The 23,621-nt window shown below is 47.2% G+C and carries 18 protein-coding genes; 11 read left to right on the forward strand and 7 right to left on the reverse strand.

Annotation, left to right across the window (positions count from 1 at the left end):
• Window positions 1-2: 2 nt before the first annotated feature.
• Window positions 3-917 (forward strand): helix-turn-helix domain-containing protein, encoded by a 915-nt coding sequence (locus tag CLV42_RS29260; protein ID WP_106605495.1) that lies wholly within the window; start codon window positions 3-5, stop codon window positions 915-917.
• Between the two features lie 4 nt (window positions 918-921).
• Here the strand turns inward: CLV42_RS29260 and CLV42_RS29265 are convergent, their stop codons facing one another.
• Window positions 922-3,255 (reverse strand): glycoside hydrolase family 3 protein, encoded by a 2,334-nt coding sequence (locus tag CLV42_RS29265; protein ID WP_106605496.1) that lies wholly within the window; start codon window positions 3,253-3,255, stop codon window positions 922-924.
• Window positions 3,256-3,385: 130 nt separating this feature from the next.
• Here CLV42_RS29265 and CLV42_RS29270 point away from each other — a divergent pair, with 130 nt between their 5' ends.
• A complete protein-coding gene (locus CLV42_RS29270) occupies window positions 3,386-4,132 on the forward strand; it encodes an NUDIX hydrolase (RefSeq protein ID WP_106605497.1) in 747 nt (248 codons plus the stop codon).
• A 118-nt stretch (window positions 4,133-4,250) separates the two neighbouring features.
• On the opposite strand, the gene CLV42_RS29275 is transcribed toward CLV42_RS29270, so the two are convergent.
• The gene (locus CLV42_RS29275; RefSeq protein WP_170117697.1) at window positions 4,251-5,771 is read right to left on the reverse strand and encodes a family 43 glycosylhydrolase; all 1,521 of its coding nucleotides are present in this window, start codon (window positions 5,769-5,771) and stop codon (window positions 4,251-4,253) included.
• A gap of 449 nt (window positions 5,772-6,220) precedes the next feature.
• Between CLV42_RS29275 and CLV42_RS29280 the strand changes: the two genes are divergently transcribed.
• On the forward strand, window positions 6,221-6,811 hold the full coding sequence (locus tag CLV42_RS29280; RefSeq protein ID WP_106605499.1) for a GNAT family N-acetyltransferase: 591 nt from the start codon (window positions 6,221-6,223) through the stop codon (window positions 6,809-6,811).
• A gap of 442 nt (window positions 6,812-7,253) precedes the next feature.
• On the opposite strand, the gene CLV42_RS29285 is transcribed toward CLV42_RS29280, so the two are convergent.
• The 5 genes from CLV42_RS29285 to CLV42_RS29305 form a co-directional block, all read right to left on the reverse strand.
• Window positions 7,254-9,440, reverse strand: coding sequence for an alpha-N-acetylglucosaminidase (locus tag CLV42_RS29285; protein ID WP_106605500.1), 2,187 nt, complete (start codon window positions 9,438-9,440; stop codon window positions 7,254-7,256).
• A gap of 71 nt (window positions 9,441-9,511) precedes the next feature.
• Window positions 9,512-10,981 (reverse strand): RagB/SusD family nutrient uptake outer membrane protein, encoded by a 1,470-nt coding sequence (locus CLV42_RS29290; protein WP_106605501.1) that lies wholly within the window; start codon window positions 10,979-10,981, stop codon window positions 9,512-9,514.
• A 21-nt stretch (window positions 10,982-11,002) separates the two neighbouring features.
• On the reverse strand, window positions 11,003-14,422 hold the full coding sequence (locus tag CLV42_RS29295; protein ID WP_106605502.1) for a TonB-dependent receptor: 3,420 nt from the start codon (window positions 14,420-14,422) through the stop codon (window positions 11,003-11,005).
• Between the two features lie 222 nt (window positions 14,423-14,644).
• Window positions 14,645-15,595: a FecR family protein gene (locus tag CLV42_RS29300; RefSeq protein WP_106605503.1), complete on the reverse strand. Its 951-nt coding sequence runs from the start codon at window positions 15,593-15,595 to the stop codon at window positions 14,645-14,647.
• A gap of 128 nt (window positions 15,596-15,723) precedes the next feature.
• Complete coding sequence (locus CLV42_RS29305) at window positions 15,724-16,272, reverse strand: RNA polymerase sigma-70 factor (protein ID WP_106605504.1); 549 nt, start codon at window positions 16,270-16,272, stop codon at window positions 15,724-15,726.
• Window positions 16,273-16,508: 236 nt separating this feature from the next.
• Between CLV42_RS29305 and CLV42_RS29310 the strand changes: the two genes are divergently transcribed.
• The 8 genes from CLV42_RS29310 to CLV42_RS29345 all read left to right on the forward strand — a co-directional run bounded on the left by CLV42_RS29310 (window position 16,509) and on the right by CLV42_RS29345 (window position 23,608).
• A complete protein-coding gene (locus CLV42_RS29310) occupies window positions 16,509-17,768 on the forward strand; it encodes a dihydroorotase (RefSeq protein ID WP_106605505.1) in 1,260 nt (419 codons plus the stop codon).
• Between the two features lie 17 nt (window positions 17,769-17,785).
• On the forward strand, window positions 17,786-18,325 hold the full coding sequence (locus CLV42_RS29315; RefSeq protein ID WP_106605506.1) for a DUF4199 domain-containing protein: 540 nt from the start codon (window positions 17,786-17,788) through the stop codon (window positions 18,323-18,325).
• Window positions 18,326-18,375: 50 nt separating this feature from the next.
• Complete coding sequence (locus CLV42_RS29320) at window positions 18,376-19,323, forward strand: glycosyltransferase family 2 protein (RefSeq protein WP_106605507.1); 948 nt, start codon at window positions 18,376-18,378, stop codon at window positions 19,321-19,323.
• A 6-nt stretch (window positions 19,324-19,329) separates the two neighbouring features.
• Complete coding sequence (locus CLV42_RS29325; protein ID WP_106605508.1) at window positions 19,330-20,463, forward strand: glycosyltransferase; 1,134 nt, start codon at window positions 19,330-19,332, stop codon at window positions 20,461-20,463.
• A gap of 272 nt (window positions 20,464-20,735) precedes the next feature.
• Window positions 20,736-21,755, forward strand: coding sequence for a GHMP family kinase ATP-binding protein (locus tag CLV42_RS29330; protein WP_106605509.1), 1,020 nt, complete (start codon window positions 20,736-20,738; stop codon window positions 21,753-21,755).
• Between the two features lie 28 nt (window positions 21,756-21,783).
• Window positions 21,784-22,359 carry a D-sedoheptulose-7-phosphate isomerase gene (locus tag CLV42_RS29335; RefSeq protein ID WP_106605510.1) on the forward strand — a complete coding sequence of 192 codons (576 nt, stop codon included), beginning with the start codon at window positions 21,784-21,786 and terminating at the stop codon, window positions 22,357-22,359.
• Window positions 22,356-23,051, forward strand: coding sequence for a nucleotidyltransferase family protein (locus tag CLV42_RS29340; protein ID WP_106605511.1), 696 nt, complete (start codon window positions 22,356-22,358; stop codon window positions 23,049-23,051). The genes CLV42_RS29335 and CLV42_RS29340 overlap by 4 nt, the downstream gene beginning before the upstream one ends.
• 14 nt (window positions 23,052-23,065) lie before the next feature.
• On the forward strand, window positions 23,066-23,608 hold the full coding sequence (locus CLV42_RS29345) for a D-glycero-alpha-D-manno-heptose-1,7-bisphosphate 7-phosphatase (RefSeq protein WP_245901763.1): 543 nt from the start codon (window positions 23,066-23,068) through the stop codon (window positions 23,606-23,608).
• Window positions 23,609-23,621: the final 13 nt, after the last annotated feature.

The raw sequence follows: 23,621 nt of genomic DNA on the forward strand, positions 1-23,621 counted from the left end.
GAATGAAGAACAAAGAACCGCATCAACTCAAGACAATCAGCGACTACCACCAGTTCAGGAACTTACCAAAGCCTGAACATCCCCTGGTGAGTGTAGTAAACCTGGAATCTGTAAGACAACTCCGGGATAATGAACCGAAAGCGCTTACACAAAACTTCTATTCTATTGCATTGAAAAAAAATTTTCATGGCAAGCTGAAATATGGTCAACAGGAATATGATTTCGATGAAGGTGTGATGTTCTTTATTGCTCCCGGGCAGGTTTATTCTATTGAACCAGACAGAGCATTGGAACATTCGGGATGGCTGCTGTTCTTCCATCCCGATTTCCTCTGGAATACGCCACTGGCCAAAACGATAAAACAGTATGAATTTTTCAGCTATGCGGCCAATGAAGCCCTCCATCTTTCTGAAAAAGAAGAAACCATCGTCACTGGTATTATACAACAGATAGAACGGGAATATCACTCCAACATTGACAAATTCAGTCAGCCGGTCATCATTGCCCAGTTGGAACTATTGCTCACTTATGCGGAACGTTTTTACCACCGTCAGTTCATCACCCGCAAAATAAGCAACCATAAAATACTTACCCGCCTTGAAACACTTCTCAATGCTTACTTTAACAGTGATGACCTGATAAAGAAAGGACTCCCCACTGTGCAGTATATCGCCAGTGAATTGAATGTATCTCCCAATTATTTAAGCAGCTTGCTGAAAGTGCTGACCGGGCAGAATACCCAGCAGCACATTCACACTAAACTGATTGAAATAGCCAAGGAAAAGCTCTCTACCACAGCTCTTTCTGTAAGTGAGATCGCTTACGAATTAGGCTTTGAACATCCCCAGTCATTCAGCAAATTATTTAAAACAAAGACGAACCTTTCGCCTTTGGCATTCAGACAAACATTCAATTAGCAGCTTATTTCACTCCCGCCAGCGCTGACGACTCATGGCCATAACGTTTTGTGCGTTCATCGCTGATGACGCCTTTCCAGTCCAGTCCAAAACCAAAGTCATAGCGATGCCCGTCGGCATCTACATGGCACTCCATATCAAAAGGAAGGTCCTCTTTCTGCATTTCTACCGTATGCATATTGGCAGGCATCTGTACCGGTAACAGACCGGAAGGTGCCTGCTTACCAGAGATGATATCCAACACAGCCTGTGTAGATACACCAAAGTTCAATACAATACCATCCACCTGCGATTCAAATTCCCTGAACACCATCGGCTTTGAAGCAGTCACAGAAACAATGACCGGCTTTCCTCTCATCATTTCCTTTGTGTCGAGTATGGTTTGCAGATCAGTGAAATTGGCCGCAGTGACTGTTTTATTCTTGTAAGAGCGGTCAAGCACTGTAGGATCTACTACAGGATCGCCGGCTGCGATGCTCTTTTCACGCGCATCCGTAGCTGTATAGGTTTCATATTGTAATGTAACAGGTACATAACCATTCCCACCCTTTCTGCGGTCATTACTGTCATAACCGCCTGAAGGGCTCTGCGGACTGTTCACAAATACGATCGCGAAATCAGCAGCATTAGGATCAGCAGTTAAATTGTAGTATTTCTTTATGGTATTGGTATCTACAGTGTATTCAAACTTCGCCGGCATAAAATTGCCCCACCAGTCTCTCGCGGCAGCTGTGTACATCTTTGGCACATACACCGTTTTCTTTTGCTGTACCGGTAAAACAGCCTGATGATTTTTCAGTAATACCACTGATTTTACCTGCGCGTCGTAACCTGCTTTCATAAAGTCTTTGTTCCCCACCGCTTGCTTACTTGTCTCAACATCGAGATAAGGATTCTCAAAGAGCCCTGTACGGAAAATGTTTCGCAGCAGGCGGATACCCGATTGTTCAAAACGTTCCCTGAATGCCTGTTCCCCGAAATCCTTCACACCCATTTTGTATGCTTCAACTATAGGTTTAACATCATTGTTCCCTCCAAACTGATCCACACCTGCCAACAGTACCTTATAATGTCTTTCAGCAACAGACAGCTTTTCAACGCCCCATGATTTTCCCGCAAATTGATCAGGTGTTTTTCCTTCATCTGCCGTAATCAGCCAGTCTGTACAAACCACGCCATCATACTTGTATTGGGTTCTCAACAGATCTGTAATAAGGTACTTACTGAACCCATTTCCGACGTTTTCCTTATTCTTCGTGTCCTGGTTATAGGAAATGGTATAATAAGGCATCACAGCTGCCGCCTTTAGCGTTTTCTCATTCAGCTTCAGCGCACCATTCACGAAAGGCGAGATATGTTCCTGCAGATTATTCCCCGGGTAGACAGCAAACTTTCCATATGCCCAGTGTGCGTCTCTCCCACCCTCCTCCGGACCACCTCCCGGCCAGTGTTTCACCATTGCATTGACGCTATGATATCCCCAGCCATCTTTGATCTCGGCAGCGCCGGCAGAGGTCTGAAAACCATCAATATACGCCCTTGCCATATCGGTGGTCAGCTGACTGCTCTCTCCGAAGGTCATACCGATACGGTACCAGCGTGGTTCCGTTCCCAGATCGATCTGCGGAGACAGGGCTGTTGTGATTCCCAAAGCACGGTACTCTTTCCCGGCTATCTCCCCGAATTGCCGCACCAGGGAAGGGTCAAATGTTGCCGCCATGGCCAGTCCGTCGGGCCATAAAGAGATCTGCCCTCCGGCCCCTTCATTGAATTCTGTAGTAGCTGTTGCCGTATGCCTGGGGTCACTGCTGTTGTTGGCAGGAATGCCCAGGTCCAGTCCTTCAGCATAGGCCTGCACATTGTTATTCCATTCCGCCGCTACGGCGGGCGACTGTAAGGAGGTAACCAATATATGCCGCAGGTGATCATTCTTCAGAAATGCTTTCTGCTGGTCCGTCAGATCAGCTGGCCGGGCCCCGCTGTGCAGGAAAGTTTTCCCATTGTAGGTACCGGAACGGAAACCCATCTCAGCTGCGGGAATGGACTGATGGATGCTATACAACATCAGCCCTGCGATCTGCTCCACAGACATCTTCTTCACCAGGTCTTTCGCCCGCTCGTCCACAGGAAGGCGCCAGTCTTCATACTTGTCCAGCTTGCCGTTCCTGTTCAGGTCCTTGAATTGTAATCCGCCTACCTTCAGTATTTTCACCCCTGATGCAGGTGAATATCCTAATGTGGCTCCATTTTTATTATTGACGATGGTGAATTGGGTTTGCGCTGATACGTTCATGCCGGTACACGCAATAGCGAAGGCAATAAAAAGTCTGGCTTTCATCCTGGATGTTTCATAACGGTGAGAAAATATGTGGCATATCGAAACAATTCCGGCATACATGGCCCATTGTCTCATTATGATACAATGATAAAAATATTCCCCCTGGACTCCAAATATTATATTTTTAGGTATGGACGAAATTTCACTGTTTGAGGAACGGAGTAAAGAGTTTTACAAGGATTATCTACCGCATGTATCTATTGATTGTGTGGTTTTCGGGTTCCATTCCAACACCTTAAAAGTATTGCTCATCAGGATGAAAGGTCAGGAGCACTGGGGATTACCGGGAGGATATGTGGGCAAGGACGAGCATATTGATGATGCGGCAATAAGGATCCTGAAGTCCCGGACAGGTGCAGAAAAAGTATTCCTTGAGCAGTTTAAGGCCTTCGGTAATACGGGAAGATCAGAAAAAGACCTCAGCTATCTGCCCGAATCAATATGGTTCAGACAGCGTTTCATATCTGTTGGTTATTACGCATTGGTAGATTATGAGCAGATCATCCCGGTAGTAGACGATATTTCAACAGCCTGTGAATGGAAAAGTGTACATGAGCTACCGGCTATGATGATGGATCACCGTCAGATCTATGAAGCCGCGCTGGAAAACATGCGTTTTCAGCTAAATTATAAGCCTATTGGCTATAATCTCCTGCCGGAGGAATTCACTATGCCGGATCTGCAGAAACTATATGAGACCATCCTTGGTAAACCATTAAGCAGAAGCAACTTCCAGCGTAAAATGCTGGCATATGACATCTTCATCAAACACGATAAGGAACGAAAGGGAGGCGCACATCGCAGCCCTATTTTATATAGTTTTGACCAGGTAAAATACCAGGCCGCATTAAAAACAGGACTAAAAGAAGCATGGTGACATGACACGTACATCTTCTTCAATAGGCAACTATGTCTGTAAGTTCGTCGATCAGGCAACTTATACGCATCCGGAAAATCGCAATTTCCTTTCCGGATACGTATAAGCATATATTTTTTTAAGGGATGATCTGCCATAGTTCGGCATCATACTGGTTTTCAAACCATTGTTCCAGTTTGGTGCCCGGTGTCTGATTGCTGTACGGTACATTCAGTGCCAACAGGCTCCTGCGGTTGATCAGTTTGAAATATCCATTACCCATATCCTGCACGCGCCAGTGCTGCGCAATATTCTGGTTGTCAGTCCACTGGATCAGGATATTTCCCGCATTCAGCAACCCACCGGCATCATCCAGATTTAAACCGGAGGCTACACAAGTTATCTTGTAATAACCATTTCCCAGGCTGGTGAAGTTCCATTTCTGTGCTGTAAAGCCATTATCTGTCCATTGCTGTATCTGTAATCCCGGTGTTGGCGCACCGTCGGGTACGTCTACACACTGCCCTGTTACCTTCGACTTGATCCGATACACACCATTCGCGATTGGCATAGCATAATCCGGCCCAATAGAAGGCGCGGCTATAGGAATACCCTTTTCTATGGGATAGCCGAAATAAGGGATATCTCCGTCCCAGGAAAACTGCTGTGTCATCACTCTCCTGTCCCATCCGGAACCATCTGTATTGGCGGCATGATAAACGATCCACCACTGGATATTATCCGGCGACTTTACAAACGAGGCATGCCCCGGTCCATACACATTGCCAAACCTGGAAAATGCGGGCGTGGAAGGTTTTGTCCAGGAGCTCTTTTGCATCAGGTTACCATTGGTGCAGGTAAGCCTTCCCAGGCAGTAATCGTTCGTCCAGCTGCCACTTGCCGAGTAAATGATATTGACCGTATTACCGCTGACGAGTGCCGTAGGGCCTTCGTTGACAGTAGGATTGCCTACTTGTTCCCAGGCATAATCAGGCCTGGATATCTCCACTCTTTCCCCTGAAATCGTATAAGGGTTGCTCATCCTTGCGATGTAGATGTACTGGGAAACGTTGCTGGCCCCTTCCCAACCCGACCAGATGAAGTATTGCTGACCGTTGAAGTCGAAAACAGACCCGTCTATAGCCCATCTGTCAGTCGTAGCGCTCAACCTGGTCTTATAAGCGTATCCCCCATCCAACGGATCATTGGCATTGCTGCCGCCTTCCAGTACGAACATCCGGTGATTGGCATTATTGCCATCATCCGCAGCGAAGTACACATACCATCGGCCGCTACGATAATGCAGCTCCGGCGCCCACAACTCCGATGAATATCCGGTGCCGGAAGGAGGTGTGAAAATGTAAGTTTTGGGTTGCATCAGGATGTCCTGTAAGGTCGCTGATTTGGTGATCCATAAACGGCCGCCGTCAGAACCGCAGTAGTAATAAAAATCACCTACCCTAATGACCCAGGGGTCATAATAACTGCCATTATTCGATGAGGGTAGTGCATTCGTGAAGATGACAGAAGTGCTTAAAGTACTGTGCGTTGACGCCTGAGTACCGGTAACCCGTGGTGTGTCTGTCTGTGGCTTCCTGCAGCCTGCTATTGAGGCGCACAGGGCAAGCACACAGCAAATTGCTGAATAGTTGTTTTTCATATTGGTTATTTTGAGCGTTATAAATGCGGGTTTTCCCACTGTGTGATACAATGTTAAGAAAGATTTCAACGTGGTGCTGAAGAATGTCCAAAGGATGCAAAGTAGTGTGCATAGGAACGCAAAAACATGTGGCGGAAAATTGAGCAACATTATTAACCAGGCGAAAACCAGCTTGTTGGTTAAGTACCATCTTTATACCGCTTAGATACCTCTTATCCTCCCTTTATCCTCCCTTCGGAAGGGAGGATAAAGGGAGGATAAGAGGTATCTAAGCGGTATCTAAGTGGAGAAAGTAAGGCAAAAAGTCATCAGGAATAGGAAAGACATATTCCGGGAATATTCGTTTCGAATTTCTGCCCCAGACACAAGTAAAACCCATCATAAAAAATTCGTGAATACAAGTATCCTCCCGTAATTTTAACCCCTCATAATCAACAATCTCCTCCCGAATGAGAACAGCCACTTCCAACGACAAACCACTCATCCTCGACATCCTCTGCGCGTCTTTCGACTGCAACATCAGCGTCAATGCCATTATTCCACAAGACGCCCGTCGCACCTCCAGGATCAGGGCACTCATGGACTACGCCTTTGAACAATGTTATACTTCAGGAAAAATATTCATCAATCCGTCCAACGATGGATGTGCATTGGTACTCCACTCCTGGCAAGAGGTAACGACGCTCCGCTCCATATGGCAAAGCCTGTTGTGCACATTTCGCGGCCCTGGTATTTCGATGCTGCCCATTCTCCTGAAAAGGCAAAAAACAATCAAGGAAAAATATCCTTATAGCCACTACGTATACCTATGGTTTATCGGCGTCATACCGTCACAGCAGAACCAGCATAAAGGGGCAGCGTTACTGGATGCAGTCATTGATCATGCAACATCCGTAAACTATCCTATTCTGTTGGAAACATCTATACAACGGAATGTAAACTGGTATGAGAAATCGGGGTTCGACTTATATCAAACTATTGAAGTTCCGCATCAGTTGTATTTGCTGAAAAGGGAATTAACGGCTACGTCTGTTATCTGACAATGTATATTCTCTTATCAGCAGGATTGTTTGTGGGTAAAATACAATTTGTTTTGTTATCCACGGGTACGCACCTCCGGCAATAAACATCTCCTCGGGGGATTATCATTTCCCCGGGGTTACGAACCCCGCGCTACAAACAACCTGACTCCTACGGAGTCCACCAGCGTTTTGTTACCCGGTTGATTGCGGTACCGGTTGTCACTTCCCTGGGGTACGGTCCCGCGCTACAAACAACCTGACTCCTACGGAGTCCACCAGCGTTTTGCTACCCGGTTGATTGCGGTACCGGTTGTCACTTCCCTGGGGTACGGTCCCGCGCTACAAACAACGTAGCTCCTACAAAATCCTTTTGACATAAAAAAAGGGCCCCCGGAGTAGGGAGGCCCAACATGCAGCCAGTCAACGTCTCACTATCGACCGACTACAATCTCTTTTATGACTATATCATTTTTCTATACTTCTCGTACAGTCTTAGCACGGTCTTCACCGCATCTCCTTTAGGCAGTGCAGCATATTTATCATGACTGTTCACCCACTTCCATTCAAATGCCTTTACCTGTGCCTCAAAAGCCGCTAAATCAGCCGGTTTACCATTTTGCAGGCCCGCATCCAACACTTTGAAGAACTGCGCCCAACGGGGCTTATAAAAGCCTTTAATGAGACCGTTCCACTGGCGGTTCGAATATTCATGCAGCGGACTCTCCTTATCTCCCCACAATGTCACCAGGTCTTTTGCATTGAACTCATACAGGTTACGCTCTGCCTCGGTAATCCCATTGGCACGTGCATCGCTTACCCATTTGCCCAACAGGAAACCTTCCTGGGTACCCAGCAAAGTATCCATATCATCCAACAATGCTAAGAACTGCTTGCTGTATTGCTGAAAAGCTTTCAGGTCTTTCTGCTGATAAGCGGTAGCAATTTTCTGCTGTAATGGACTGGCATAATTGCCCAATACCTGTCTTGTAAGATCTACCAGGTCATACCTGAATCCGGCTGTTGGCTTTACCTGCGGAATAGCCTTTACGAACAAGTCCCAGGCAGGTATTAATTTCGCAGGATCATAATTGAGCTTTGTCTTCACCCTGTCCGCTGCAATGTCCAGCGTAGGACGGGCTACAATGATAGACTCCGGCGCACCTTCCGTAGGACCACCACTATATATTGTATGATACAGTATCTGCCAGGCCTGGTCTATCAGCTCATTATGTGTATTATAACGTTGACCTGCATAGGTTTTCAACCAATCGTCTACGTTCAGCGGCTGATCGCGCCATACATTGTCCAGCATCAGGTGATATAAAGCCGGATTCTGTTCAATGCCTTCAGGCGTAAGACCTATACCCGCCATTTTACCGGAAGCAGGACTATGTAACGCAGCAGCAGGGTTATGCGCCACTGAATCCATTCCTCCCCACATACCGGTATTTCCCCCAAAGTTATGTAACATATTCCATATCCACGGCTTTCCGTAATATGCATTTGTGCTATACCACACCGGATGACTTTCACTATACAGGTCCAGCACGATCATATGGTCGTCAGGAACCGCTTTCAACAATGCGCTGATCTGTGTAGGATGCCAGTAGCTGGCATTATAATGGAACATCCACCCCTGCATGACCCACACCGCTTTAGGATCTGCTGATGCCATAGAAGCAAACACCTTCTTGCTCATAGCGTCCAGGAAGCTGGAATCATTGGATGGAGGTACGTTTTCGTTGAAAGTATCAGCAGAATAAAAATGATCTGTACCAAATGCCTTCGTCTGTACTTCGATAAAACGTTTACCAATCTTATCAAACATCGGACTGCTTGGGTCCAGGATGTAAACATCCGGGAAGCCTGCATCCCAGTTGGTTTTCTTCACCGTCTCAGCGGGGAATTTATCTTTGAATGCCGGCGGTACATGTCCTGTAAAAGCAGGTAATACAGGCATCATCCCCATATTACGTTCCGCTGCCAGGATCTTTTGCTGCAAAGCTTTGTGGCTATCCTTCCAATGCTTGGGAAGAGGACCGCCCCAGGCATCAATATTCCCCATCCATAACCAGGAGAAATAAGCCGGACCACTGAAGAATTTATCCAGCTCCGCATCCGTAAAGCCCATCTCCTTATACACTTCCTGCCAGATGGCTTCTTCACCGGTAAGCGCCAATGGCATGTTGATGCCATTCATCGCCATCCAGTCAATTTCCTGTTGCCATCTCTCCCAGTTCCACCAGCACATGCTGTAGTTGAACGTACAGTAGTTGATGTAGTAGCGGTATTTGTAAGGAGTAGCATGATGCACTTTCTCCGTCACTGCTGGCAGCTTTGCCGGCAATTGCAGGTTGGTGCCATTCCAGGTAAAACTGCTGTTACAATAATTTTTCAGGTAATAGTTCAATGCAGATGCAATGCTGACGCCATTGTTACCTCGTAATACAACCTTCCCTGCTTTACTTTCTATCTCAAACACATCTTTACCGCTGTCTGCAGCCAGGTATTCAAAAGTAAAAGCAGCAGCCCTGTCTTTCACGATCCTTTTCAAAAATGCTTCTGTAGCGGTCTTATCCAACTGCGCCATAACAGGCACGCTCAAACCACTCAGCAATAAGGCAACAATGATCTTTTTCAATTGCATGAAGAAAATGACTTTAAAAGCGATGGCCGATATATATCAGCCATCGCCTCAAGATAAAAATTTATAACCTGTTATTTATAGTTTTCATTCTGGATCAGCACACCATTGCTTCTGTCTATTTCAGACTGTGGCAGTGGGAAGTAATAGTGTTTAGGACGGATAAACGTACGTGCGGGTACCAGTACATTACCACCCTTTCCATACTTGGGTTTATTGTAGTAGGTAGTGATATCGATCAGACCAGCTTTGTCCCAACGCATCAGGTCCTGGTGGCGCTCATTTTCACCACTCAGCTCGCAACGACGTTCGTGGATAACAGCCGCCATACCTGCGCCGCTTACATCTTTCAGCCCTGTTCTTTTACGTACCATGTTGATCTCATTATCACCAGCACCAACACCCTGTGTACGGATCTTCGCTTCTGCCACCAGCAGGGCAATATCAGCTGTTCTCAACAGCGGTGTTTTCAGTGAATAGTTCAGACCACCATTCGGTTTCCAGTAAGAGAACTTATGGAAGTGATAACCAGTTTCAGACATATCAGCACTGTAAGTAGCAATGCTGGAACCGATATTGATCTTATCGCCGGGCGACATAATAGATACTGCTTTACGCACATCACCTGCTTCAAACTCATCTACCAGGCTTTGTAATGGCTGGTGAAAGTTCCATCCGTTCCATTCGCGCGGTGTATAGTAAGTGGTAAAATCAGAATACCCCCATGTATCGCTGGTCTGTACCGCAAACAACATTTCGTCGTTGTTGCTGGTCTCAGGTGTGAAGTTAGCTACATAAGTAGCCGCCAGATTATAATTACCGCTGTTCAGCACTTTCTCACCATAGATGAGCGCCTGATCCAGTTTATCCCAATACATATATAGTTTACACAGCAGTCCCCAGGCAGAACCTTTGGATGCACGTCCCCTGTCGGAACCTTCATACTTAGCAGGCAAAAGATCTGCAGCTGCCAGCAGGTCCGACTGGATAATACCACGGAGACTATCTGCGCTTACTTTCGGCTTTACATAGTTGCTTGCTGCTACATCCTCTTCAGTAACCACTGGTGCTTCGCCATAAATCAGCAACAGGCGCCAGTAAGCGAATGCACGCAGGAAACGGGCTTCACCCAGGCAACGGTTCTTGATAGTCTCGTCCATGCCCTGGATCTTCGGAATATACATCAGCGCACTGTTCGCACGGTTGATCATTTCATATTTCCATCTCCAGCCAAATCTTACCTGCGCATTCGCTGCATCATAGGTAAGGTTCTCGATAGCCACATCTTCAGAGTGGTCGCCTGCACGATACTGATCGTCAGAAGGATCATCAAAGGTAAATTCAGCATGTCCGGTGAAATCTTCTTCCAGCAGCACATTGTAAATACCAGTCACACCGTTGACTGCATCAGATTGATTACGCCAGTAAGTGGCGGTAGTATAAGTGCCTTTCGGCGTTACGTCCAGGATCTTGTCGCATGAAGACATGGACAGTAACAGGCCCGTAGCTATTATTAAAAACTTATTGTGAATACGTGTTGTCATGATCCATTAGTTAAATGAAGCTTAGAAATTCATTGAAGCACCGGCAGTGAAACTTCTTGCCTGTGGGTAAGTGGCTACGTCCACACCTCTCTGTTTATTACCGTCTGTATAACCCAGTGCAGGATTCAGACCGGAATAATTGGTAACGACGAATATGTTCTGTCCTGCCAGATACACACGGATGTTGGTAGAAGACTTGCTACCCCATAAGCGGGAAGGAATGGTATATCCCAGCGCTGCATTACGGAGTGTAAAATAATTACCACTTTCAATGAACCTGTCTGACGTACGGTAGTTACCGTTGTTATCACTTAACGTCATACGTGGTACGCTGTTGCTGGTACCTTCACCATGCCAGCGCTGCAGTTCTTCTGCATAGTAGTTATATGAATAGGTTGGGTCCAGACCCTGCATTTTATCAGCATTGTACAATTTCACACCTGCTACACCGGTAAAGGACAGGCTCAGGTCAAATCCTTTGTAGCTGGCGCCGGCCTGCAGACCGTACTGGAGACGTGGATTAGGATCGCCCAGGTATACCCTGTCAGCTTCAGTGATAGCACCATCGCCATTCACATCCACAAAGCGTACATCTCCTGGTTTGATGTTATCCTTTCTGCCATCTTTAGCGATATAAGGATCGCCGTCGATCTGTGCCTGGTTCTGGTAGATGCCAGCTGTTTTCCAGCCATAGAAAGAAGCGATAGGCTGTCCTTCGTAAGTACGGGAGATTTCCTGGTTCTGACGACCATAGTTGCTGGAACTGATGTAAGTGTTGGCCGCATACAGTTGGGTTACTTTGTTCTTGATGACAGTTGCATTTGCCGCAATGTTGTAGGTAAACGCTTTTTTACCGCCCTGGTAAGAAACTTCAAATTCCCATCCGTGGTTATTCAGTTTACCGATATTTTCATCAGGCACCACTGAAGTACCATGCAGGTCTGGTTTTGCAGCAGGCACCAGCATGTCGATCGTATTCTTATCGAAGTAAGAGATGGTTGCATTCAATGCATTGTTCAGGAATCCGAGTTCTGCACTGACGTTGGTCATATGCGCCTTTTCCCAGGTGATGTTAGGGTTGGCCAGGCTGGAGTTCCAGATACCGGTGAACGGCTGATCACCGAAATTATACTTACGGTTCTTGATGATAGTAGCCAGGTACTGGAATTCAGTTACGTTCTGGTTACCCAGTACACCCCATCCACCAGTTACTTTCAGGTTGTTCATGAAGTGTACATTGTCTTTGAAGAAGTTCTCATCAGATATACGCCAGCCCACAGATACAGCAGGGAAGTAACCCCAGCGGTTGCCTTCTGCAAACCTGGAGGAACCATCCGCACGCATGGTAGCGGTCAGCAGGTATTTACCTTTATAGCTGTAAAAACCTCTTGCAAATCCTGATGCCAGGATGTTGGTAGCATAGTAGTTACCGGCAGCATTATAAACAATGCTACCATTGTCCAGTACCAGTACATAAGGCGATTCATCATCGAAACCATTACGCTGTGCGCTGTAGTAGCTGCCGCTGTATTTCTGGTAGGAAATACCACCGGTCAGGCTGAGCTGATGGTCCTTTGCGATTGTTTTATTATAAGACAGGAATGCCTCGCCCAGGTGAGTGCCTGTGCTGGTATTGCTCTGTGTTAATTCCGCATCGTCACGGGTACGTACCTGCGTTAATGTTTTAGGCAGGAAGCTGAAAGCGTTGCTCATTGTTCCATCAAACGCGTAGTTTAAACGCAGTTTCAGGTCTCTGATAATTTCTATTTCAGCGAAAGCATTAGCCAGTATGCGATAGTTCTTAGTCCATGCATCTGTTGTTTCTGCAGTATACACCGGGTTGTTGATATCGCCCAGTTCATTGTTTGCCTGTGCGGAACCGTAATTCCCCATATCATCCTTCACTGGTATAGCAGGATTGAAACGCAGTGCACTGAAGATCAGGCCTGTCTGGGAAGAATAGGTATCGAGCGTGTTTCCTTTACGGGCCGTCAGCTGCAGGTTCTCTCCTACTTTCAGGCGACTGTTAATACGGTGCTCGGAGTTGATGCGAACAGTATATCTTTTGAAATAGGTATTGGTGACCAGGCCTTTTTCATCATAATAACCCATGGAGAACAGGTAATTGGAGGAAGTGCTACCACCTTTGATGGAAACGTCAGCATTGGTCACATGTCCTGTATTGAACAAAGCCTTCTGCCAGTCTGTGCGCTGTACTGCATAGTATGGGTCCTGCCAGAACGCAGGTATACTGAGACCATCATTAGTGTAACGTTCCTGTTTCAGTTTTACCAGATCAGGAGCGGTCAGTAATGGTATATAACGGGCTACATTGGAAACACCGCGGTAGATGTTTACGTTAGTATTTAATTTCTCATTGTAAGATCCTTTTTTGGTAGTAATGATGATCACACCATTTGCCGCACGGGTACCATAGATAGCGGAGGAAGACGCATCTTTCAGCACCTCCATGGACGCGATATCGTTGTTGTTGATATCACTGAGGCCACTGAGGTTCGGAGCGGGCACACCATCAATGATGATCAGTGGTTCCGCGTTATTGATAGTACCTGTACCACGTATGCGGATGCTTGGTGTAGTACCGGGAGATCCGTCAGAACGAACAATGTCTACACCAGCCACACGGCCCTGTATAGCCTGAGCGGCATCACTTACCGGGAGGTTTTTGATATCAGCACCTTTTACAGTAGAAATGGCGCCGGTGAGGTCGCGACGGGTCTGTACGCCATAACCCACCACCACAACGTCGGTCAGACTGGTCGTGGCAGGCAATAGCACGATGTTGTCCAGGTTGCCGGTAGCGCTCACTGTTACGCTGGCGAAACCGATGGTTTTAAACACCAGGGAGTCTGTATGATCTGCTCTGAGAACAAAGTTACCGTTGGCATCTGTTGCAATGCCCCGGTTCTTTCCCTTTACACTTACCGTAACACCGATCAGGGGCTGCCCTTTATCATCCTTCACCTTTCCACGTACTGTAATGGAGGTATCTGCCACCGCAGCAGGTATTGCGCCTGCCAGGGTAAGATCGAAGCGGGATGCTTCAAATTTGCGGGTAATAATGATCTGTGTTTTGTTCTGTTCAAAGTTCAGTTCATTAGGCTCCAGTAACTGTTGCAGCACCTTCTCTACAGAAGTATTGCTGGCATTGATGCTCACAGGTCCTGTAGCTTTGATCTGAGACGAATTGTAAACAAAACGGAAAGGCGTGATCTGCTGGATCCTCTCCAGGACCGTCTCCAGCTTCATTTTGCTGGCTACGAGATTGATCTTTACCTCCTTAATATCCTGACCTTCAGTGCTCTTGGCGAACAGCGAAAGCGAAAAGGTATAGAAAAATACCAATATATAAGCCGAACATCGCATGAGGAATAATAAGTATTGGATACACGTCTCCCGTGTATACGCTGTTTTTTTCATAACTTTAATACGATTTGTTGTTATAAAATGATAAATCCAGGGTATGCAGGTTTGGCGACATGAAATACCCTGCCATAAAACGCTCCCTGTATCTTCTTTTGCAGGGACGTTTTATTTATGCTACGTGCTGTTTGTCATTTTTAGCATATGATGTCCTGATATTTTGGTCACTTCCTTAATTTCTGTGATTTTCCATGACAAGTAATATGACAATCCCCTCGCTTACTGACATCCTTTTCCTTCCAAAGTAATAGTACTGCTGTCTGCACTAAAGGTATAGGTCGCATTGTTGATCTTACATAGCAGATCTATCACACGTGTAACAGGCGATTCTTTCTCAAAAGTGGCGGTGATCATGCACTGTTCCAATGACTTGTTTGCAAAAACTATGTTCACATTGTATTTTCGGTTGATAGTCCTGGCGATTTCTTCAAATGACTGATCGTAAAACTCCAGTTGTCCCTTTGTCCAGGAATAGGCCATATCGGCCTTTACAGCCACCATTACCGGCGCCTGCTTGTTCGCATATTTTACCTGTTTATTTGGCGTTAAAAAGGTAATGATTTTGGTCTTTTTGTCCTCTAACTTTATTTTCCCCTTCGTCACAGTAACAGAAAACGGTTCGTCGGGATATGCTTTAATATTAAAGGCGGTCCCCAGCACCTGTGTCACCATACTGCCCGACTGAATAATAAATGGTTTCTCCGGATCGCTTGCTACATCAAAATAAGCTTCTCCTGTCAGGCTAAGCCGGCGTTCTCCCATAAAAGGAAAATCTGTATAAACCAGCTTCGTAGCTGAATTCAGCCACACCCTGCTGCCATCGTTCAGCACGACAAAACGGGGCTGCTGTTGTGCATTATATACCTGACGGCCACTGAAAAATACTGACAGCAGAGCGGCAGTAAGTACCAGTACGACTGCAGCCGCCATCCGGTAAGGCTTTATATGCATCAACAAGCGCTTCCGGCGGCTTTCCTTAGCATTCTGCTCATCTATCCCTGCCTTCATCCGGCGCTCCAACTCATCCTCCTCTTCTCCTTCCGGCAGTTCTACCACCAGCTCCTCTCCCTCAAAGGAATAATACCACTGTTCGAGTATTTTCCTCTCAGCCGCTGTCGCAGTGCCATCCAGGTATTTTGCAGTTAAGTCAGTTAGCTGCTCTTTAGTCATAATTTGATAGTAAATGCAGATAAAAAATTCACTTGACCAGATCACAGCAAACTGTATCCGATATAATAGTGTAGAAAAAAGGAGCCTACCCTACCTCATGATAAAAATATTTTTTTCCGGAGGATGTTTCAGAACAATAATGACATCAACATATGTTTGAACTGTACCCTTAACTGGCGGAGCGCCCGGGTCATGTGCTTTTCTACGGCTTTGGTGGAGATATTCAGTTTCTCAGAGATGATTTTGTTGGCAAGCCCCTCTTCCCGGCTATAGCGGAATACCAGGCGGCATTTCTCCGGCAGACGGTCTATTTCCCGGCGGATCTCTTCTTCCAGGAAACGGGTATCGGCAGTACTGTGGTCTGCCGCCAGGGTATGTAGCTCTTCCAGGGAATCTGTGTTCCTGGCAGGTTGTGCAAAATAATGGAATATGGAATATTTGGTGGCAGTAGCCAGGTAAGTATACAGATGTTTGATCTCAGACCTTTCGCGGGAAGCCCATAGGCTCACGAAGATCTCCTGTACTATATCTTCAGCAGCGTTGCTGTCTCTCAGATGGTACAAGGATAAAGCGTATAATTTACGCCAATAGCGACGGTAAATCTCGTCAAAGGCCCTCTCGTCAGAAAGCCTGACCTTGTCCATTAATTCATTGTCCTCCAATATGCTGTACGACATATGCGCCTATAAAGTGCCTTAAGGTAGCAATAATAATCTTTAAATCCAACCCTTCATTTTTTCAGAGGGCGGCGCAAAGGTGCAGTATTTTTCGGGAATAAAACACCACCCTATCCCAACTATCCCACCTTTAGAAAGTAAATCCCCCCTAGTTGCATGCCCTAATCTGAATTTCTATTACTTTTGCAGCCGGTATTTTTTCTCAGACAAGGTATAGACACAGTTAGTATTAAAGCATGCAGATATTACTCAAAAGCGTACAGATAGTCGCACCATCATCCCCGTTTCACGGGCAACAGCAGGATATTCTGATTGAGAATGGCATCATCCGCCAGATCGGGAAGGACATTTCTTCCGCTCAGGCGCAGGTGGTGACCGGCAAGAACCTGCATGTTTCATTGGGATGGACGGATATCTTCGCGCACTTCTGCGATCCCGGCCAGGAATACAAGGAAGACCTCCAGAGTGGGGTTGCCGCCGCCGCCAGGGGTGGCTATACCACGGTGCTGATCGTGCCAAACACGCAGCCGGCGCTCCATACCAAACCGCAGATCGAGTATGTGCTCAGCCGCACACGCAACAGTGTCGTACAGGTGCTCCCTATCGGAGCGGTGACCAAAAACCTGGAAGGCACCTCCCTTGCTGAAATGTATGAAATGCAGCAGGCAGGCGCCGTAGCATTCTCCGACGGACTGAAACCTATTCAGTCGCCCGGCATCATGCTGAAAGCCCTGCAATATGTAAAAGCTGTCAACGGTACCATTATCCAGCTCCCTGATGATCTGAGCATCTCTGCCCATGGCCTGATGCACGAAGGCATCTACAGCACCCAGCTGGGTATGCCGGGCAAACCAGCCATCGCCGAAGAACTGATCATTCAGCGCGACCTGGACCTGGCACAATATACAGACTCACGTATCCACTTCACAGGCATCAGTACACGTAAATCAGCAGAACTCATTGCCAATGCCAAAGGCAAAGGCATCAAAGTGACCTGCTCTGTAACGCCCTATCACCTGTCCCTTACCGACGCACACCTCATGACCTATGATACCCACCTGAAGCTCAATCCGCCGCTGCGTAGTGCAGAAGATGTGAAAGCGCTACAGGAAGCTGTAAAGACCGGTGTGATCGACTGCTTCGCCACCCACCACCTGCCACAGGACTGGGATGCCAAACAGGTAGAGTTTGAATATGCAAAGAATGGCATGATAGGACTGGAAAGCGCTTTCGGCGTATTCCGCAAACATCTGCCGGAAGTATCTGTAGAAAGACTCGTAGAGATGCTTTCTGCACAGCCCCGCAAAATATTCAACCTGCCTGAACTGAGCCTTACCGAAGGAGCCGCAGCTAATCTGACCTTATTCGATCCTGAAGAGGATTGGGTACTCACCGCAGCACACCTGGCCAGCAGGTCAAAAAATTCAGCGTATATTGGCGCGGAATTGAAAGGAAGTGTGAAGGGGACCATCAACGGCCAATACGCCCAACTTTAAAAAGTCATTCGTGTACTATGAGTAATGCATCATATCCTAATCCCGGTATAAAATGGGGACTGATAGCCAGTGTTGTGATCGTCCTGGCAGGTCTGGGCCTGTATTATACTGACCAGCAAACGCTTTTCAGCCTGAAATTTAACTTTATCCAGCTTTTTATCTGCGCTGTAACCGGCTTACTGGCTGGTCTGGAGCAGAAAAGGAAGGCTGGCGGATATAGCAGTTTCAAAGAAGCCTTACAACCTATTTTCATCACATTTGTGATCGGTACCCTTGTGGGCACCCTGTTCATGTATATTATCGCCAACTATGTTGACCCGGGATTGCCTGCCCGCATGAAAGCCGGAGATCTGAAAGCACTCGAGCAGATGGAAGCAGCACAAAAGGCAGCCGGCATTAATGACAGCAGATTGAGCGAACAACTGACACAACTGAAGCAACAGGATTATAGCCTGACCCTTGTGGCAAGCATTCTGTCCTATCTCACAGGGCTTTTCCTGGATTTCATCATCGCTGCTATTCTGGCGGTAGTTATCCGTAAAAAACAAATTGCTTAGATTGGCACTTAATTAGATAGAATAGCATCCTAAACACATTGTTATATAACATGGATATTTCCGTTATCGTTCCTTTAAAAAACGAAGAAGAATCACTGCCCGAACTGGCCGCCTGGATTGACCGTGTCATGAAGGAACATCAGTACTCGTATGAGGTATGGATGATAGACGATGGCAGCACTGATAATTCCTGGGATATTATCCAGCAACTGGCAGCAGCTAACCCGAATGTAAAAGGCATCAAATTCCAGCGTAACTATGGCAAATCCGCCGCCCTCAATGAAGGCTTCCGGGCCGCCCACGGCGACGTGATCATCACCATGGACGCCGACCTGCAGGATAGCCCCGATGAGATACCGGAACTCTACCGCATGATCAAAGAAGATGGCTATGACCTGGTCAGCGGTTGGAAGAAGAAACGCCATGACAATGCCGTTACCAAAAATCTCCCTTCCAAATTATATAACTATACCACTACCCGCATGAGCGGGGTCAGGCTCCATGACATGAACTGCGGACTCAAATCTTACCGCAGGAAAGTGATCAAAAGCATCGAAGTATATGGAGAAATGCACCGCTATATTCCTGTGATCGCCAAGTGGAACGGTTTCAGGAAGATCGGTGAAAAAGTAGTAGAACACCGTGCGCGTAAATATGGCACCTCCAAGTTTGGCCTGGAACGCTTTATAAACGGCTTCCTGGACCTGGCTTCCATCATGTTCATCAGTAAGTTCGGAAAACGCCCTATGCACCTTTTCGGGGCCCTGGGTACATTGTCCTTCATCCTCGGTTTCGGGATCGCTTTATACCTGGCAATAGAAAAGATCATCTACTCCCAGTATAAAATGACCGAACGCCCTATTTTCTATCTCGCCCTGCTGGCGATGATCATAGGGTCACAGTTATTCCTTACCGGCTTCATCGGCGAACTGGTTACCCGGAATGCCCCTGAAAGGAATGAATATCTCGTGGAAACAATCCTGGACCGTACCAAATAATCACTGATGGGCAAAACGAAAATCCTCTTTCTCGGACCGGCCTGGCCCTACAGGGGTGGCCTCGCCGCATATAACGAACGACTGGCAGAAGAGCTGCAAAAGGATGCGGAAGTAGAGATCTGGACCTTCACTGTACAGTATCCTTCCTTCCTGTTTCCCGGCAAAAGCCAGTATGCTACAGAACCAGCGCCTCCTCACCTGAAAATACGCCGGCTGATCAACTCTGTTAATCCACTGAACTGGTTGAAAGTGGGCTGTATGATCCGCAAGTGGCAGCCCGATCTCATCGTAACCAAATACTGGTTACCGCTGATGGGCCCCTGCCTCGGCAGCCTCCTGCGCCTCGGAAAAGGTAAAAATACCCGTGTTGTATCCATCCTCGACAATGTGATACCACACGAAAAAAGGGCCGGAGATGTGCCTTTTACCAGGTACTTCTTGAAACCAGTAGATGCCTTCATTGCCATGAGCCAGTCCGTACTGGACGACCTCCGGCTGTTCGAACCCGGCAAACCGGCCTCCCTGATCCCTCACCCGATCTATGACAACTACGGACCTCCCGTATCTAAATCCGTGGCCAGGGAACAATTGAAACTGCAACAAGACAAGAAATATATTCTCTTCTTTGGCTTCATTCGCCAGTATAAAGGGCTGGACCTCCTGCTCAAAGCCATGGCTGACGAACGGATGAAACAACTGGATGTACACCTGATCGTGGCAGGAGAATTCTACGAGGATGCAGCCCCATACAATCAGCTACTCGAACAGCTCCAATTGGGCGACAAGGTGCTCATGCATACCGATTTCATCCCCAACGACGCTGTCAAGAATTACTTCTGTGCAGCCGACCTGGTGGTGCAGCCTTATAAGAGCGCTACCCAAAGCGGTATTTCCCAGATCGCTTACCATTTCGAGAAGCCCATGGTAGTGACCCGGGTTGGCGGCCTGGTAGAGATGGTGCCTGATAATATCGTTGGTTTCCAATGTGAACCGGAACCAGGGGACATTGCTGCCGCCATTGAGAAATACTACCGGGATAACCGGGAAGCCGATATGACGGCCGCAGTGCGTGTAGAAAAGAAACAGTATTCCTGGGAACGCCTGGCGGGGGAAATCCACAAACTGGCGGCAAGTAGGTAAAAGCGCTTTAAGTCCAACCTAAAGGCGTGGTAAAGGCATGGTAAAGACGTACTTTACTTATAAACAAACGTTATTAAACAAACCATAAAAGGACTCCGATGGAGTCCTTTTGTTTGCAGCCCTGGGTGCATCCCGAGCAATCACCCACCGATCATTCCGGTTATTTTTTTGCTATAGGACATATACATATATTTTAACTTCTTTTAAACAAGATAGGCGCATATGCATGTGCAATTGTTTTATCTTGCAGCACTTATAAAAACGGAAATACTGTGATTTATCGTAGCAAAGCACCCTTACGCATTGGCCTGGCCGGCGGCGGAACAGATGTAAGCCCTTACTCAGACATGTACGGAGGCGCCATCCTGAATGCCACTATTTCGCTCTATGCGCGTGCAGCCATAGAACCGATCGCTGATAAAAAAGTCCTGTTCGAATGTGCCGACAGAGGCGAAACACTGGCTTGTGATGCTACGTTTCCGCTCCCGCTGGATGGTAAACTGGAGATCCTGAAAGGAGTAATCAACCGTGTGGCAAAAGATTACGGCATTCCTTCCGGCTTTAAACTGACCACCTTTGTAGATGCACCTGCCGGTTCTGGTCTGGGTACCTCCTCTACCCTGGTTGTGGCGGTATTGGGCGCTTTTGCGGAATGGCTGAAACTGCCCCTGGGAGAATACGATATGGCGCACCTGGCCTATGTGATCGAAAGGGAAGACCTGAAACAGGCGGGCGGAAAGCAGGACCAGTATGCAGCTACCTTCGGTGGAGTGAACTTCATGGAATTCTACGACGGCGATAAAGTGATCGTGAATCCCCTCCGTATAAAAGAAAAATACCTGGATGAACTGGAGAATAACCTGGTACTGTACTACACTTCTACCAGCCGTTTATCCAGCAGTATTATTTCCGAACAGCAGAAGAACGTACACGAGAAAAAGGAAGCCAGTATAGAAGCGATGCACCACCTGAAACAACAGGCCGTGATGATGAAGGAAGCCCTGCTTCGCGGCAGTATCGATAAGATTGGCGAGATTCTTGACTTCGGTTTCCAGCATAAAAAGAATATGGCTAAAGGCATTACTAATTCCCAGCTGGACGATATCTACGAAGCAGCTAAGCGTGCGGGTGCTTCCGGCGGTAAGATCTCCGGCGCTGGCGGTGGTGGTTTTATGATCTTCTACTGCCCGGGCAACACCCGTTATAATGTGGTAGAGGCCCTCAAGGCCTTCGGCGGGGATGTAAAACGTTATCATTTCACGCATAACGGGATCAATACCTGGTGCATCTGATCTCCTAATCCAAAACGACTTACACGCTATGGCGAACAATATCATCAAAACAATACAGGAAAGCATTGCAGTAAAGCAGGCCATCTGCGAAGATGAAACGCTCATTAATACTATCCAGCAGGTGGCCACCGTCATTACCGGCAGCCTGCAACAGGGACATAAGATCCTCTTTTGTGGCAATGGCGGCAGTGCTGCAGATGCGCAACACCTGGCCGCAGAGTTCTCCGGCCGTTTTTATAAAGACAGAACGCCGTTGTACGCAGAGGCCTTACATTGTAATAGCTCTTACCTCACCGCTGTAGGTAACGACTATGGTTATGACCAGGTATATGCCCGCATCCTGCGAGGTATCGGTCAGCCAGGCGATGTACTGGTGGGGATCTCAACGTCCGGCAATTCTGCCAACATCCTGGAAGCCTATAAGGTAGCCAAAGGAAAAGGCATGATCATCGTAAGTATGACAGGCCGTTCCGGTGGTAAAATGAAAGATGGCAGCGATTACCTGCTGAATGTGCCTTCTTCTGATACACCACGTATCCAGGAATCACATATCACCATCGGACATATCATTTGTGAAATCGTTGAAAATAATCTCTTCCCATGATCAGGGAATGTATAGTACTGGCTGGCGGACTGGGTACACGTCTACGCAGTGTGGTGGCCGATAAACCGAAATGTATGGCGCCTGTCAATGACAGGCCCTTCCTCCATTACCTGCTGCAATACCTGATCAGACAGGGCATTACTCATGTAGTACTGTCCCTCGGATATAAATCAGAACAGGTCATCGAATGGTGTGAACAGGCAGACCTTCCACTGCAGTTCTCCTATGCTATCGAAGCAGAACCATTGGGTACCGGCGGCGCTATCCTGAACGCTGTTTCCCACCTGCTGGAAGACGAATGTTTCGTCGTCAACGGCGATACGTTCTTTGATGTATCTCTCCCTGCGTTTTACAACTTCCATCAGCAGGCACACAGCAAGCTCTCACTGGCACTGAAACCAATGTTGCAGTTTGAACGTTATGGCAGTGTACAGCTGGATCAGGATGCACGTATTATCGCATTCCTGGAGAAGAAATACTGTGAGGAAGGATTGATCAACGGAGGCGTTTATCTCACTTCCAGGGCATATATGGAAAGCCTTCAACTGCCGGCACAATTCTCCTTCGAAAAAGAAGTACTGGAACCGCAAGTGAAGAATGGACAAGTATATGGCTATATCAGTGACACTTATTTTATCGATATCGGAATTCCGGCTGATTACGAGCAGGTACAAACAGATTTCCGTTCTTAAACCTGCAATGTAAGATGATACAGATTGATGCTTCATGGACATTATTCCTGGACAGAGACGGGGTGATCAACAACGAGATTAAAGATGGGTATGTGCTCAGCTGGGATATGTTCCGCTTTGAAGAGGGCGTGCTTGCTGCGTTACCCCCTTTAGCAGACAAATTCGGCCGTATTGTGATGGTGACCAATCAGCGCTGCATCGGCAAAGGACTTTTAACAGAACAAGGGCTGCACGATATCCATGCTAAAATGCTGGCCGTTATCACGGACCAGGGTGGCAGGATCGACAAGATCTACTATTGCCCGGACCTTGACAACGACAGTCCTTGCCGTAAACCGAATGAAGGCATGGCCCTGCAGGCAAAAGCTGACTTCCCGGATATTGATTTCTCCCGGTCTATAATGGTCGGTAATACGCTGAGCGACATGAAATTCGGTAAGGATAAGGGAATGACCACCGTATTCATCCCCTCCACCAAACCGGAGCTGGCCTTCCCCCATCCACTGATGGACTACCGCTGTAAAGGACTGCTGGAATTTTCTGAAATCATACAATAATTTTGTATCATAT

It is taken from the genome of Chitinophaga ginsengisoli (assembly GCF_003014595.1).
In the GTDB taxonomy this organism is placed as follows: domain Bacteria; phylum Bacteroidota; class Bacteroidia; order Chitinophagales; family Chitinophagaceae; genus Chitinophaga; species Chitinophaga ginsengisoli.

Coding starts and splice junctions, on each gene's coding strand:
- CLV42_RS29280 (WP_106605499.1), top strand. CDS start 6,221: ATGAGAACAGCCACTTCCAACGACAAACCACTCATCCTCGACATCCTC.
- CLV42_RS29275 (WP_170117697.1), bottom strand. CDS start 5,771: ATGAAAAACAACTATTCAGCAATTTGCTGTGTGCTTGCCCTGTGCGCC.
- CLV42_RS29270 (WP_106605497.1), top strand. CDS start 3,386: ATGGACGAAATTTCACTGTTTGAGGAACGGAGTAAAGAGTTTTACAAG.
- CLV42_RS29295 (WP_106605502.1), bottom strand. CDS start 14,422: ATGAAAAAAACAGCGTATACACGGGAGACGTGTATCCAATACTTATTA.
- CLV42_RS29320 (WP_106605507.1), top strand. CDS start 18,376: ATGGATATTTCCGTTATCGTTCCTTTAAAAAACGAAGAAGAATCACTG.
- CLV42_RS29265 (WP_106605496.1), bottom strand. CDS start 3,255: ATGAAAGCCAGACTTTTTATTGCCTTCGCTATTGCGTGTACCGGCATG.
- CLV42_RS29285 (WP_106605500.1), bottom strand. CDS start 9,440: ATGCAATTGAAAAAGATCATTGTTGCCTTATTGCTGAGTGGTTTGAGC.
- CLV42_RS29345 (WP_245901763.1), top strand. CDS start 23,066: ATGATACAGATTGATGCTTCATGGACATTATTCCTGGACAGAGACGGG.
- CLV42_RS29335 (WP_106605510.1), top strand. CDS start 21,784: ATGGCGAACAATATCATCAAAACAATACAGGAAAGCATTGCAGTAAAG.
- CLV42_RS29310 (WP_106605505.1), top strand. CDS start 16,509: ATGCAGATATTACTCAAAAGCGTACAGATAGTCGCACCATCATCCCCG.
- CLV42_RS29325 (WP_106605508.1), top strand. CDS start 19,330: ATGGGCAAAACGAAAATCCTCTTTCTCGGACCGGCCTGGCCCTACAGG.
- CLV42_RS29315 (WP_106605506.1), top strand. CDS start 17,786: ATGAGTAATGCATCATATCCTAATCCCGGTATAAAATGGGGACTGATA.
- CLV42_RS29300 (WP_106605503.1), bottom strand. CDS start 15,595: ATGACTAAAGAGCAGCTAACTGACTTAACTGCAAAATACCTGGATGGC.
- CLV42_RS29340 (WP_106605511.1), top strand. CDS start 22,356: ATGATCAGGGAATGTATAGTACTGGCTGGCGGACTGGGTACACGTCTA.
- CLV42_RS29290 (WP_106605501.1), bottom strand. CDS start 10,981: ATGACAACACGTATTCACAATAAGTTTTTAATAATAGCTACGGGCCTG.
- CLV42_RS29260 (WP_106605495.1), top strand. CDS start 3: ATGAAGAACAAAGAACCGCATCAACTCAAGACAATCAGCGACTACCAC.
- CLV42_RS29305 (WP_106605504.1), bottom strand. CDS start 16,272: ATGTCGTACAGCATATTGGAGGACAATGAATTAATGGACAAGGTCAGG.